Consider the following 13,152-nt stretch of genomic DNA (forward strand, 5'->3'; position numbering starts at 1 on the left):
GGCCTCGCGTCCGCCCAATCGATTCGTCGAAACCAGAGCTAGCTGGTGACGCCCTTCAGCTCGTCGCCGAGGGCAGACGCCTCATCTGGAGTGAGTTCGACAACCAGTCGTCCGCCGCCCTCCAGTGGTACCCGCATCACGATGCCTCGCCCCTCCTTGGTTGCTTCGAGTGGACCGTCGCCGGTCCGGGGCTTCATCGCCGCCATCGAGTACTCCCTCCGCACCTGGCGATCCGCGGTGGCGGATCGATCGAACCGGGACTGTCCGCCCGTTGGCAGCTCCCGGTACTGAACTGCAACGTCACTTCCTACATTCTTCCCTATTCAGGCCGTTCGGTGTGCAAAGACCCGGGTAAGTGGGTCCTAATCACCTACTTGAGTCACGCTCACGGTGCTGCCGGCACCCAGCACGACGCCACGTGGTCGTCGACCATTCCAGTCGCCTGCATCAGCGCATACGCCGTCGTCGGACCGACAAATTTGAAGCCGCGGCGCTTCAGATCCTTCGCCATCGCCGTGGACTCGGGTGTGACGGCGGGCACAGCCGCCAGGTCGGTCGGGCGGGGTCGCGGGGGCGGGGCGAATGACCACAGCAGCTCACCCAGATCGACGTCGAGGTCAGCGACTGCGCGCGCGTTGGAGATGGTGGCCTCGATCTTGGCGCGGTTGCGCACGATGCCCTCGTCGGCCAGTAACCGCTCGACGTCGGAGTCGGTGAAAGCAGCGACCTTCGCCACGTCGAAATCCTCGAACGCACGCCGGAAGTTGTCCCGCTTGCGCAGGATGATCAGCCAGGACAGGCCGCTCTGGAACGCCTCGAGCGTCATCCGCTCGAACAGGTCCCTGCTGTCGCGCAGCGGAGTGCCCCACTCGGTGTCGTGGTAGGTGCGGTAGAGCACCGAATCCGGTGTTTCCCAACGAGGTCCGGAGAAGTCCGCCCAGCCGCAGCGCACCCGACCGTCACCGCCGGCCACGGACCCGGTCACTGCTCGTCCCCGCCGTCGTCGGGTCGCGCATGGGCGCCCTGTAGACGCGACTCGTCGTCGACGTCGTCAAGGGCGTCGAGATCGTCGATGTCCTCGGGCTCGTCGGGTGTCTCGTACACGTCGCGCGGGTCGACGATCCCGTGCTTCGCCCGCACCGCGGCGAGTTCACCACGGACGAGGTCGAGTTCCTGCCCGAGCCGGTCGAGTACCCAGTCGACCTCGGAGGTCTTGTAGCCACGCAGGGACTGGGTGAACTTCACCGCGTCGACGTCGGCGCCCGTCACTCCCGATGCGGGCAGCACTGTGGCCGTGGTGGCACGGGGTAGCGGAGGTAGCCGCTCGCCTCGGCCGAACAGCACGCTGCCGAGGCCGAACAGCACGGTGGCCACCAGGATCAGGACGACCAGGTACACCAGGATCAACGTCACGACATCGATACTGCCTGAGCCGACAGACAATGACGCAATGACCTGCGGGGCGACACAACGAGCCGGGTGGCCCCCCGGTTAGGGCCGCAGTGTGTTCATCGGCGGTCGGTCCACCAACGACACCGACGACGTCCGCGAGCTGTAGTCGTTGCCGTCGGCGTAGAACTGCGTCAGCCCAACGCCGGAGTCGTCGATGCCGCAGCGAGTGAGCAGCGTCGCGATGACCTGCCTGCTCATCGTCGCGAGTTCGGTCAGCGGTCGGTTTCGGTGCGTGCGAACGCCGAGGTTCACCTGCGCGATGGCGTCCAGGCCGAGTCGGTCGTAGGTGTCGACGAGCAGACCGATCTCCACGCCGTAGCCCGGGGCGAACGGGACCGACGTCAACAGCTCGCGGGTGCCGGCGTACTCACCGCCCAACGGCTGGAGCAGGCACGTGAGTTCGGGCCGCAGCGCGGCCAACAGCGGCCGAGCGACCAGTTCAGTGACCCTGCCACCGCCGTTGGCGTCCTCACTGCCGCTGACCTTCAACGGCCGGCGGTAGAACCCCTTGACCAGGTGCACACCGTCGGAGGTCAGGAGCGGGCCGAGCAACTTGGGCACGAACAACGGGTCGGGGTCGATCAGATCGGAGTCGACGAACGCCACGATGTCACCGGTCGTCGCCGCCAACGAGCGCCACAACACCTCACCCTTGCCGGGCTGCGGCTCCACCTCGGGCAGCGCCGCCTCGCGGCTGATGACGCGGGCGCCCGCCGCGATGGCCCGGATCTCGGTGTCGTCGGTGGAGCCGGAGTCCAGGACGATCAGCTCGTCGACCAGGCCGCCGAGCAGCGGGGTGATGGTCTCCACCACCGAGCCGACCGTCTGTTCCTCGTTGAGTGCTGGCAGAACCACCGAGACAGTGCGTCCACGCTTTGCGGCCTCGAGTTCGCTGACCGTCCACATTGGGCGACTCCAACTGTGATCGGACATCCAGCGGTGTCCCGCTACGGCGTCGGCTAGTTCAGGTGTCAAGCTCATGCCAGTCCCCTAATCGTCCGCGTCGGTGAACGCACGCCCTGGATCGACGCGACCATTTCGAGCACGCGTCGAGTGGGAGCGACCTCGTGCACACGGAACATGGCAGCCCCCGCCTCCGCAGCGAGCGCGGTTGCGGCGAATGTGCCCTCCAGGCGTTCGGTCAAGCCCACACCCAGAGTCTCCCCGACAAAATCCTTGTTACTCAGCGCCATCAGGACTGGCCATCCGGTATTTACAAGATCTTTTACGTGGCGCAACAAACTAAGACCATGGTGAGTGTTCTTACCGAAATCGTGGGTTGGATCGATCAGGATGGCGTCGCGGGCAACGCCCGCGACGACGGCTCGTTCGGCCGCTGCCGTCACCTCCGCGATGACATCGTCGACCACACCGCGTACCGACGTCCCGTAGTTGACCCGGAACGGCCTGGTGCGCGGCACGGCACCACCGGTGTGCGAGCAGACCAGCCCGGCGCCGAACTCGGCGGCGACGTCGACCAGGCCCGGATCGTGGCCGCCCCACGTGTCGTTGATGATGTCCGCGCCCGCCGCGCAGGCCTGCTTGGCCACGGCCGCGCGCCACGTGTCGACGCTGATCAGCTGATCCGGGTAGGCGCCCCGCAACCACTCGATGAACGGCACGACGCGGGCGATCTCCTCCGCGGCGTCGACCTCGCTGCCCGGGCCGGCCTTGACGCCCCCGACGTCGATCACGTCGGCGCCGTCGGCGATCACCCGATGCACGGCCGTCATCGCCGCCTCGTCCGAGAACGTGGCGCCGCGGTCGTAGAACGAGTCGGGCGTGCGGTTGACGATCGCCATGATCATGGCGCGGTCGCCTGCCACCGGTCGACCACAGAACGTGGAGGGCACGTCATCAGGCTAGCCGCGCGATTCGGGCGCGCTTTGTTCCTCGCGGCACTCGACTGATTTCGTCGCGGCAATACACCCGCCATACAGTGGTTCCAACTGTGGCGCCGACATGCGCCCCTTCCCTGATACGGAGCCAGATGCCTGACCTACACGACCACGTCGGCCGGATCTATGAGGAAGTAGCACGACGGAATCCGGGCGAGACCGAGTTCCACCAGGCCGTTCACGAAGTCCTGCAGAGCCTGGGCCCGATTCTCTCCAAGCACCCGGAGTACGTCGACTCGGCCGTGATCCACCGACTCTGCGAGCCGGAGCGACAGATCATCTTCCGGGTCCCCTGGGTCGACGACAGTGGTTCGGTTCAGATCAACCGCGGCTTCCGCGTCGAGTTCAACTCCGCGCTCGGCCCGTTCAAGGGTGGCTTGCGCTTCCATCCGTCGGTCTACCTGGGCATCGTCAAGTTCCTGGGCTTCGAGCAGATCTTCAAGAACTCACTGACCGGGATGCCGATCGGTGGAGCCAAGGGTGGAGCCGACTTCGATCCGAAGGGCCGCTCCGACGGCGAGGTCATGCGCTTCTGCCAGTCGTTCATGACCGAGCTGTACCGGCACATCGGCGAGTACACCGACGTGCCCGCCGGCGATATCGGCGTCGGCACCCGCGAGATCGGGTATCTGTTCGGTCAGTACAAGCGCATCACCAACCGCTACGAGTCGGGCACGTTGACCGGCAAGGGCCTGTCCTGGGGCGGGTCGCAGGTGCGCACCGAGGCCACCGGCTACGGCACCGTCTTCTTCATCGACGAGATCCTGAAGGCGCGGGGGCAGTCCTTCGACGGCAAGCAGGTCATCGTGTCGGGCTCCGGCAATGTCGCGATCTACGCCATCGAGAAGGTTCATCAGCTCGGCGGCTCGGTCATCGCCTGCTCCGACTCCAGCGGTTACGTCGTCGACGAGAAGGGCATCGACCTCCAGCTGCTCAAGGACATCAAGGAGACGCAGCGCGGCAGGATCGCGGACTACGCGCAGCTTCGCGGTGGTCAGGCTCGGTTCGTCGACACCGGCCGGGTGTGGGACGTGCCGTGCGATATCGCGGTGCCCTGTGCGACGCAGAACGAACTCGATGGTGACGATGCGGCACAGCTGGTGCGCTCGGGCTGCCTGATCGTCGCCGAGGGCGCGAACATGCCCTGCACGCAGGAGGCGGTCAAGGTGTTCGCCACCTCCGGCGTGACGTTCGCGCCGGGTAAGGCCGCGAATGCCGGCGGCGTGGCCACCAGCGCATTGGAGATGCAGCAGAACGCCTCGCGCGACTCGTGGACGTTCGACGAGACCGAGGCCCGACTGGCCGAGATCATGAGTCGCATCCACGAGCGCTGTCTGACCACCGCCGACCAGTACGACCAGCCAGGCGATTACGTCGCCGGAGCCAATATCGCCGGGTTCATCCAGGTGGCCGACGCGATGCTCGCCCAGGGCGTCATCTAACTAGTTCTTGGGGCGCTTGCCGTCGACGACCTCGGCCGGGTACTCGTCGTAGAACGGCACATAACCCTCATCGCGGCCGGCGAGCACGTAGATCGGATCCTCAAGCGCCTCTGGGCCGGCGCCGTAACCCTGCTTGCGCAGGTCGACCTTCTGGCTCTTGAACGTCGAGGTGTGTGCGAGTTCGCCGACGACCCGTGCGAACAGCGGCACCGCGTATCCGGGTAGGTGGGCGTAGGCGGCCTTCGCGAGCGCCTTGCCGTCGAACTCCTGACCGTCCTTGAGCTGGATGGCAACCATGCCGGCACGTCCACCGGCACCCTCCACCTCCACGCCGAACACCGTGGCCTCCTCGACCTGCTCGTCGAGCGACACCGCCGCCTCGACCTCCGTGGTGGCGACGTTCTCGCCCTTCCAGCGGAAGGTGTCACCGAGGCGGTCGGTGAACGCGGCGTGGCCGAACCCCTGTGAGCGCATCAGGTCGCCCGTGTTGAACCACACGTCGCCGTCCTTGAAGGCGTTGCGCACCAACTTCTTCTCGCTGGCCGACTTGTCGGTGTAACCGTCGAACGGCTGCAGACTGCTGACCTTGCTCAACAGCAGGCCCGGCTCGCCGCTCTTGACCTTGCGGACCCGGCCGTCGTCACCGCGCAGGGGTTCACCGGTGTCACCGTCGTACTCGACGAAGGCGATGGGCGACGGGCAGATGCCGGTGGTCTTGTCGATGTTGAACACGTTCATGAAGGCGGTGTTGCCCTCGCTGGCGGCGTAGAACTCGCACACCCGCGGAATGCCGAATCGCTTGGTGAACTCGTCCCAGATGGCCGGGCGCAGCCCGTTGCCGCAGATGACGCGCACCCGGTGTTGGCGGTCGGTGGGCTTGGGCGGCTGGTTCAGCAGGTACCCGCAGATCTCGCCGATGTAGACGAACGCGGTGGCGTCGTAGCGGATGACCTCGTCCCAGAACCTCGACGCGGAGAAGGACTTGCCCAGCGCCAGCGTGGCGCCCGCGTTGAGCACCGACGACGTCGCCACCGTCAACGCATTGTTGTGATAGAGCGGCAGGCAGCAGTACAGCGTGTCGTCACTGGTGAGCCGCATGCCAAGGCCACCGAATCCGGCGAGCGCACGCAGCCAGCGGTAGTGGGTCATGACGCTGGCCTTCGGCATTCCGGTGGTGCCGGAGGTGAAGATGTAGAACGCCTTGTCCTTGGCCAGTACCGCGGCGGTGGCGGCCGGGTTGGTGCTCGGCGCGGTCTCCGCGAGCTGCTCCAGTTCCTCGACGGTCATCAGACCCGCGGGCTCGGCGCCGCACTCGGTGATCGGCTCGATGAGATCGGTCTCGGCGACGACGGCGGCGGCCTGCAGCAGACCGAAGCTGTGCGCGAGCACCTTGCCGCGCTGGTGGTAGTTGAGCATGCCTGCGACCGCACCGCACTTGACGACGGCGAGCATCAGCAGCACCGACTGCGGCGAGTTGCGCAGCATCACGCCCACGACGTCACCGTGTCCGACACCGCGGGCCGCCAGCACCGCGGCGTAACGGTTGACGGTCTCGTTGGCCTCGCGGTAGGTGATCTCCTGGTCCTCGAACCGGATGAACACGTTGTTGGCGTATCGGGCGGCGCGGTCCTGAAACACCTTGCCAATCGACGTCTTCGCCGTCGGGCGAGCCATGAGGCCGGTGATCGCGCCCCGCACGATGGCGGGCGCATCCATCAGAAACCCGGGGATGCGCGGCGCGATGTCGAGCAGGCCGACGCTGCTACGGGTTCCCGAAGTGTCTTGGCCGCTGTCCTGCCTCGAGGCGCTCATGACAATCAACACTATCCGCGCGGGTCAAAAGGGTCAGCCCTGCGGGGCACATGCGTCCAGCGCCGCATCGACCTCGTCGACCACGATGAGCCGATCCAGTGCCACCGGGGACACGTACCCACTCTCGGCCAGCCCGCGGACCCAGGTCAGCAGGCCCGTGTAGTGGTCGAAGGGATCGAGCATCACCAAGGGCTTCTCGTGCATGCCGAGGTAGCCGGCGGTCCATGCCTCGAAGAACTCCTCGAGCGTCCCGATTCCGCCGGGCAGCACGATGAACGCATCGGCGCGGTCCTCCATTACCTGCTTGCGCTCACGCATCGTGTCGGTGACGACGAGTTCGTCGGCGTCCACGTCGGCCACCTCGCGATGGACGAGCACCTTCGGGATGACGCCGACGGTGCGGCCGTTGCGGGACCGGGCAGCACCTGCCAGCGCGCCCATCGCCGACACGTTGCCGCCGCCGGACACCAGCGTCCACCCGCGCTCGGCGATGGCGGCCCCGACGTGCGTGGCCAGGGCCAGGAGTTCGGGGTGCCGTGGTCCGGAGGCGCAGTACACGCAGACCGCCCAGCTGGGGTCTGCGTTGTCGGTCGCCCGGTCGGTATTGCTGCGATCTAGAGGCACGGGTGCAAACTACCGTTCCTCCTCCGCCGCCGAGACTGCGGGGAGATCGCGAATTCGACCGGAAATGCGATCTCCTTGCAGTTTCGGCGTGTGGGTAAGGTCCGGATTTCCCGGTGTGCCCGCGGTCCGCGGCCATACACTTCGGCGGTGCTCGATCGAATCGCGGCGGCATCGGATGCGCTGGGCCGGGGCGATCTCGAGGCGGCCGTGCAGATGGGGCGCGCAGCGCTCGCCGATGACGACTCCCTGGGTGCGCGCCTAGTCCTCGCCCAGGCACTGGCATGGCAGGGCCTGGGTCGCGAAGCCGCCGCGGTGCTCGACGACGTGGACCCGTCGACACTGGCTGAGGCCGATCTGATGGCGTGGGCGCTGCCGCGGGCGGCCAACCAATTCTGGATGCTCGACGAACCCGAACGCGCCACGGCGTTCCTGCGCACCACCCGGGGCCGCGTGACGTCCGGGCCGGCCGGAGCGACCGTCGACGCACTGTTGGGCACGTTCGCGATGAACGCGGGAAGCCCGCAGCGCGCCATGGAGATTGCGCATGCGGTGCTGGCCTCACCGGACTCCGACGACCAGGCGATCGGTTGGGCCGCGGCCGCTGCCGCCCTGTGCAACGCCCGGATGGGCTCCTTCACCGGCGTCGATGACCTCGCGATGCGGGCCATCGGCGCCGGCCACCCCGGCTTGCTGCGATTCACCAGCGGATTCGGGCAGACCACCGCCTTGGTGATGTCCGGAGCCCTGGACCGAGCGCACGCGCTGGCAACTGAACTCGCCGAGGCCACCGAGCCGGGACAGCCCGGCCACGCGATCGGCCAGTTGCTCGTCGCCGACGTGCTGATCTGGCGGGGCGACCCCAGCGCGGCGGTCGACCTGCTCGAGCGGGCCGCCGCGTCGCTCGCGCCGACGGGTTACTCGTGGGGTCCGCTGGCGTGGATGTTGTTGGCGCAGGGGCTCGGTCAGGTGGGCCGCACCGCCGACGCCGGCCGGGTGCTGGCGCGCGCCGAGGCCCGCCACGGTCTCAAGTCGATGCTGTTCGCACCCGAGCTCTCGCTGGCCAGGGCGTGGACGTCGGCGGCACGCCGGGACGCGCCAGGAGCCGTCAACGCGGCGCGGGAGGCGGCCCGCGCCGCCGAACGCGGCGGACAGTCCGCCGTCGCGCTACGCGCGCTGCTCGATGCGGTGCGCTTCGGTGACATCAGAGCCGCCGATGGGATCGCGCGGCTCGGCCTCGAATGCGTCGTCGGCCGGTTGGCACTGGACTACGCGCGGTCCTTCACAGCCCGCGACGCATCTGGGATGGACACGGCGGCAGCGTCTTTCACGGAGATCGGGATGATGGGCATCGCGACCGACGCGACGAGACAGGCCGAGGCTGCGCGGGCCTGACGCCTCAGCGGCCGTCGGGTCCGGTGTCGCGCGGTGCCTCGTCGTCGACCCAGCCGGGTTTCGGCATCGGCGGCATGGCGCCCCTGGCCTGGTTGAAGTGACTGGAGGACTCCTGCGTCGGAAACCCCTTGGCACGCGAGTTGCGAATGAACACCGCGACAATGACGACGGCGGCGAGCACGAGGAATGCGATGAGCACGATCTTCGCGATAGTCGGCCACATCGGGCCGAGCGTAGTCCGGTGATCTCGCAATTGCTGCGTCAACGGGTAGCCGGTGCAGCTTAGGATTGGCCTCGGACTGTGCTTTTCTTTCCGTGGGGGGTGTGCTGTGGGCGTGCTGGACGGGTTCATGTCGACCTGGTCGAAGGCGCGAGAGACGTTCGGGCAGGGCACACCTCAGACCGGTGAGTCGTTCGACCAGAGCGGGTCCTTGCGCCAGATGCAGACGACGGTGGAATCGGCCGCACCCGGCTCGCGGTGGACCGGCACCGCGGCGAGCGCGTATGACACGGCGAACACCAACCACGGCAAGGTCTTCGGCGAGCTGGCGTCGCTGGACCAGCGGCTGAGCGCCAAGGTGACCGAATCGGCCCAGGTCGTGTCGACAGGCCGCCAGAACCTCGACACGGTCCGGCAGTGGGTGCTCGACGCCGCGGCGTCGGTGCCCGCGGGAAAGACCCGCGAACAGATGCTGATGCCGATCGTCAAGAACGGCCTCGGCCAGGTCACCGAGATCATTACGACGTCGAACGCGGAGTTGAACCGGATCGGCGGTGCCATCAAGGGCATCGGCGGCGAGTATCAAGCGCTCAACGATCAGAAGTTCGCGCCACGAGAGGGCGAGGGCGACGTTCAAGGTGTCCTCGGCGAAGACGACAAGGATCTCCGGCCCGAGGACATGGAGGAACTGGCTCGCAAGACCCTCGCCGGCGACCAGGAGGCCGCTGCCAAGGTCGACGAGATCCTGAACGGAATCGACAACGACCAGCTGGGCCCGAACAGCACCGCTCACCCGCTGGACCCGGTGCAGGCAGAACTCGTCGGTCAGATGCAGGCCCAGATGTCGGACATGTCGATGAACGACGTGAACGCCGCACGCGAGCGACTTGGCGAGAACAAGGACGTCCTGACCAACGCGATGCAGGTCATGAGCAATCCGAATGTGGAGTACCCCAGACACGATGGCGACGGACCGCAGGTCGTCCCGTCGACCCCCGGCGGCCCGCTGCCGAATGACGGGGTGCTTCCCGGCGACACCGGAGCGCTACCAAGAGGTGTCCAGGACACGCTGAACATGCGATCCGACTTCGACGGGCCGCCTGATCCCCGGCCCGGATATCCGGGTTCCGGACCGGTGGACTGGGAGGGCGCCGAACGGACCAGGGCGGCCGACGGCATGAAGAATCTGGCCGACATCGTCGGCGATGGCGATCCGAGGTTCCAGCAGGGCACCGCGCTGGATCGCGAGATGATGTCAAATGCCAAGGACTGGCTGGCTTCTCAGGAAAGCCCGGATGGCAGGTCTCAAGAACACTGGGGCGATGAGGTCGTGGAGCGGGTCTTCGACACGGCTGGCCGTGACACCGTCGTCAACCACGACATGTTCACTTCCGACAAGGACTTCATGCAGGACGTGTTGACCCACGAATGGCAGGACAACGGTCAGTCGGCGAGCACGCTGACGGATTGGATCTCGCGAGACGCCTACTCGCTCGACCCGGCTGTGAACGAGCGGGCGGGCCAAACGGCAAGTGCGATAGCGGATTACCTCGGTGACCCCGCCAACAAGGACATCCTGATGAACAACAGCACCGGTAGTCAGCCAAACATGTCGCTGGGCCAGATGAATCCCGAACTGACTCAGAGCCTTGCGCAATCCATGAGCCCGTACGTCGATGAGATGGCGGGCCGTGACCTCGACGGCTCCTCGGGATGGAAGTCAATTGACGGCGATTCAGATCTGTCGTATCCCCACGCCACCAACGTATTCGGGGTGTTGGGAACAGATTCGGACGCGGCCAGGATTCTGGACACGCGGTCAGCCTCCGTTCAGGGGGCCTTCATCAACGAGTACGCCAACTCCGTCATCGAAAGCAACGGGCAATCCGGCGATTCAGCCGCCATCGAGGCCGCGGGGCGGCTGAAGGGGATCACTGATCAGGGCGCGTTCATGGCTGTGTCTGACGTCGAATCCGATGCCTCGAAGACGAGAGAGATCGCGTACAACCGGATGGTCAGCAATTACGACCTAGTGAAGGACATCGCAGGCACCGTGCCTTTCGCAGGTGACGCCTTGACCATTCAGTCCGCACTAATGAAGGAGGCGATCCTTGGTCCCCCTCCAGGATCCTACGAACCGGGCCAAGCCCCGATTGAAAGTTCGCTTGTCATGAAATCGGCGCTGGCGTCGGCGTTTATGGAGCACAGTCTTGGCGATCCGGCTCAGATTGAACAGATGAAGGACTATCTGCACGGTGACGCTCAACTCGACGTTCCCACCGATAACGTGTACGACCGTAGGCGGGCGGACTACCAGCGTTACCTTGATGGCTACTTCAACGGAATTGGCAGTGCTGTGACTGGTCCGCTGACGAAGTACGAGGACGCGTACCGCGATGCGCTCAGGTAATGGGCGCACTTGGGCCTACGCGCTGGGCCTGGTGATGGCAACGACGTTCACTTCCGCCTGCGACACCACAAGCGAGCAAGCCACTCCGCCAACGACGTCGACGACGGCGGCATTGCGAGCGCCGTTGTTTCCGAACTGGCCCGCAGAAGCGAACGAGTTCCGATTCCACTGGACGGCCACACCAGGAGTCGACTTGGAGGCGGGACCGGCCGTGGCACTCAGGGCCTACGTTGAGTCCTACCGCCTCGCGGGATTCGCAGGTGGCAATCTGTCGGTCGTCTATCCGGGGTTCATGCGAGCCACGCCGGAGAGCACAGGCCCCCTGACGGAACCGGGCAGCCTCCTGCAGCTGCGAGACATCCGGCCTCAGACCCGGGCAGAGCATGAGGCGAACGGCTGGAAGTACGTCGAGCGTCCGGTCTACGGTTACCAGCCAACCTATGTCCTGAACCTCTTGCCGCAGGGCGATGGCTATCGCGCCACGGTCTGCGTCGGCCTCTACTCGGTGTACCGCACCGCTGACGACGACCAAGACAAGTACTTCTCGACCATCGCAGATCCCGGCACTGGGCAACTTATGGACGGGGATGGGCGAAGTATCGAGATCTGGCGCGTCGAGTTGACCGAGAACGATCCACGGGCCGGCAGCGCGCCTACAGCGCCCGGAATCCCCCAGAACGGTCCTCTACCCGCCCCCGTGGACAACGTCTTCGGACGATGGTTCATCACGGGGAACAGTTCTGGTTTGTGGGGTCCTCTCGGCGAGACCGAGCGCATCGACACTCCCGAAGTCCGCCAGCAGTGCGAGGACGCGATGCCCGACGACGCGGCGGCCCGCATGGCGATGGCCACGGGCTTCCACAACGCGCCGCCACCGCATGGGGAGCCAATACCCGGCTGGCCCGCCGCGAACGGGTAGAGCGGTGTCTCGCGATGTGCTCAAGTACCGGCATGCCTCGGCCGGCGCGTTAATACTGGCGATCGCCATGGTGTTCGCCTCCGCCTGCGACACCCCAAGCGAGCAAGCATCACCAACGACGGCGCCAACGTCCGCGTTGCCCGCGCCTCTGTTTCCGAACTGGCCGGCTGTGGCGAACGACTTCCGGTTCCACTGGTCGGCAGCACCCGGGATCGACCTCAATTCCGGTCCCGCCGTTCCGCTCCGGGCATACCTCGAATCGACACGGCTTGCTGCGTTCGCGGGCGGTGACCCGTCGGTCGTCTATCCGGGGTTCATGCGCTCCACGCCGGAGAATCAAGGTCCCGTCGCAAACGCGGGTGAACTCTTTCAACTTGAGTACATCCGCCCGCAGACGCGGGCCGAGTACGAGGCGAACGGATGGACGTACGTTGAACGGCAGGTCTACGGCTATCAGCCAACCCACGTCCTCAGTCTCATTCCTCAGGGCGACGGGTATCGAGCCACCGTCTGTGTCGGCGCCTACTCTGTGTACCGCACAGCCGATGACGACCCACAGAAGTTCTTCTCGACCGCCGCCGATGAGCAGACCGGGCAATTGACCTACGGCGATCGAGACGAAATCCAGGTCTGGCGTGTCGAACTCACCGAAAATGACCCACGAGTCGCAAACGCCCCCGCTCCACCGACTGCCCAGCAACTCGGGCCGATGCCCGCGCCAGTAGATGACGTTTTTGGCCGGTGGTTCATCACGGGAGCCGGTACGGCCCTATGGGGTCCGTCGGGGCAGGGCGAGCACATCGACACCCCCGAGGTCCGACAGCAGTGCGAGGACGCTATGCCCGATGACGCAGCGGCCCGCACAGCTATGGCGACCGGGTTCCACGACGGCCCACCACCACACGGCGAACCTGTTCCCGGCTGGCCGGCCGAGACACAGTGAGTCAGCCATCTGGGCAGACCGCGCAGAATTACCGTCCACC

General features: G+C 66.3%; 12 protein-coding genes and 1 pseudogene. 5 read left to right on the forward strand and 8 right to left on the reverse strand.

All coding sequences use genetic code 11. The features are described 5' to 3' along the window. Positions 1-38 precede the first annotated feature (38 nt). The 5 genes from ABIA65_RS08085 to folP all read right to left on the reverse strand — a co-directional run bounded on the left by ABIA65_RS08085 (position 39) and on the right by folP (position 3,305). Complete coding sequence (locus tag ABIA65_RS08085) at positions 39-206, reverse strand: DUF3117 domain-containing protein (protein ID WP_127782270.1); 168 nt, start codon at positions 204-206, stop codon at positions 39-41. A gap of 179 nt (positions 207-385) precedes the next feature. After that, positions 386-985, reverse strand: coding sequence for a DNA-3-methyladenine glycosylase I (locus ABIA65_RS08090; RefSeq protein ID WP_371746982.1), 600 nt, complete (start codon positions 983-985; stop codon positions 386-388). Beyond that, the gene (locus ABIA65_RS08095; protein WP_241403804.1) at positions 982-1,413 is read right to left on the reverse strand and encodes a DivIVA domain-containing protein; all 432 of its coding nucleotides are present in this window, start codon (positions 1,411-1,413) and stop codon (positions 982-984) included. The genes ABIA65_RS08090 and ABIA65_RS08095 overlap by 4 nt, the downstream gene beginning before the upstream one ends. 78 nt (positions 1,414-1,491) lie before the next feature. Further along, a complete protein-coding gene (locus ABIA65_RS08100) occupies positions 1,492-2,433 on the reverse strand; it encodes a glucosyl-3-phosphoglycerate synthase (RefSeq protein WP_241403803.1) in 942 nt (313 codons plus the stop codon). Then, positions 2,430-3,305, reverse strand: coding sequence for a dihydropteroate synthase (folP, locus tag ABIA65_RS08105; RefSeq protein ID WP_241403802.1), 876 nt, complete (start codon positions 3,303-3,305; stop codon positions 2,430-2,432). The genes ABIA65_RS08100 and folP overlap by 4 nt, the downstream gene beginning before the upstream one ends. Before the next feature lie 137 nt (positions 3,306-3,442). On the opposite strand from folP, the gene gdhA reads away from it, so the two are divergent. Next, positions 3,443-4,792, forward strand: a complete 1,350-nt coding sequence (gdhA, locus tag ABIA65_RS08110) for an NADP-specific glutamate dehydrogenase (protein WP_354523198.1) — start codon at positions 3,443-3,445, stop codon at positions 4,790-4,792. Here gdhA and fadD6 read toward each other — a convergent pair whose 3' ends face one another. Further along, the gene (gene fadD6 / locus ABIA65_RS08115) at positions 4,793-6,604 is read right to left on the reverse strand and encodes a long-chain-acyl-CoA synthetase FadD6 (protein WP_354523199.1); all 1,812 of its coding nucleotides are present in this window, start codon (positions 6,602-6,604) and stop codon (positions 4,793-4,795) included. Between the two features lie 33 nt (positions 6,605-6,637). After that, on the reverse strand, positions 6,638-7,228 hold the full coding sequence (gene log, locus ABIA65_RS08120; protein WP_241403799.1) for a cytokinin riboside 5'-monophosphate phosphoribohydrolase: 591 nt from the start codon (positions 7,226-7,228) through the stop codon (positions 6,638-6,640). Positions 7,229-7,387: 159 nt separating this feature from the next. Here log and ABIA65_RS08125 point away from each other — a divergent pair. Next, positions 7,388-8,620, forward strand: a pseudogene (locus ABIA65_RS08125) (AAA family ATPase); the annotation flags it as partial. A gap of 4 nt (positions 8,621-8,624) precedes the next feature. On the opposite strand, the gene ABIA65_RS08130 reads toward ABIA65_RS08125, so the two are convergent. Beyond that, positions 8,625-8,843: a hypothetical protein gene (locus ABIA65_RS08130; protein WP_354523200.1), complete on the reverse strand. Its 219-nt coding sequence runs from the start codon at positions 8,841-8,843 to the stop codon at positions 8,625-8,627. Positions 8,844-8,970: 127 nt separating this feature from the next. Here ABIA65_RS08130 and ABIA65_RS08135 point away from each other — a divergent pair, with 127 nt between their 5' ends. The 3 genes from ABIA65_RS08135 (at position 8,971) to ABIA65_RS08145 (ending at position 13,112) form a co-directional block, all read left to right on the forward strand. Then, on the forward strand, positions 8,971-11,250 hold the full coding sequence (locus tag ABIA65_RS08135; protein ID WP_354523201.1) for a TPR repeat domain-containing protein: 2,280 nt from the start codon (positions 8,971-8,973) through the stop codon (positions 11,248-11,250). Positions 11,251-11,443: 193 nt separating this feature from the next. Beyond that, positions 11,444-12,169: a hypothetical protein gene (locus tag ABIA65_RS08140; protein WP_354523202.1), complete on the forward strand. Its 726-nt coding sequence runs from the start codon at positions 11,444-11,446 to the stop codon at positions 12,167-12,169. A gap of 4 nt (positions 12,170-12,173) precedes the next feature. Beyond that, positions 12,174-13,112 carry a hypothetical protein gene (locus ABIA65_RS08145; RefSeq protein WP_354523203.1) on the forward strand — a complete coding sequence of 313 codons (939 nt, stop codon included), beginning with the start codon at positions 12,174-12,176 and terminating at the stop codon, positions 13,110-13,112. Positions 13,113-13,152: the final 40 nt, after the last annotated feature.

Origin of the sequence: Mycolicibacterium sp. 624, assembly GCF_040548615.1 — a bacterium.
Taxonomy (GTDB): Bacteria; Actinomycetota; Actinomycetes; order Mycobacteriales; family Mycobacteriaceae; genus Mycobacterium.

What these genes read in the sequence shown, in the direction of transcription:
- ABIA65_RS08085 (WP_127782270.1), bottom strand. Translation starts at nt 206, where the DNA reads ATGGCGGCGATGAAGCCCCGGACCGGCGACGGTCCACTCGAAGCAACC.
- ABIA65_RS08100 (WP_241403803.1), bottom strand. Translation starts at nt 2,433, where the DNA reads ATGAGCTTGACACCTGAACTAGCCGACGCCGTAGCGGGACACCGCTGG.
- gdhA (WP_354523198.1), top strand. Translation starts at nt 3,443, where the DNA reads ATGCCTGACCTACACGACCACGTCGGCCGGATCTATGAGGAAGTAGCA.
- fadD6 (WP_354523199.1), bottom strand. Translation starts at nt 6,604, where the DNA reads ATGAGCGCCTCGAGGCAGGACAGCGGCCAAGACACTTCGGGAACCCGT.
- ABIA65_RS08130 (WP_354523200.1), bottom strand. Translation starts at nt 8,843, where the DNA reads ATGTGGCCGACTATCGCGAAGATCGTGCTCATCGCATTCCTCGTGCTC.
- ABIA65_RS08135 (WP_354523201.1), top strand. Translation starts at nt 8,971, where the DNA reads ATGTCGACCTGGTCGAAGGCGCGAGAGACGTTCGGGCAGGGCACACCT.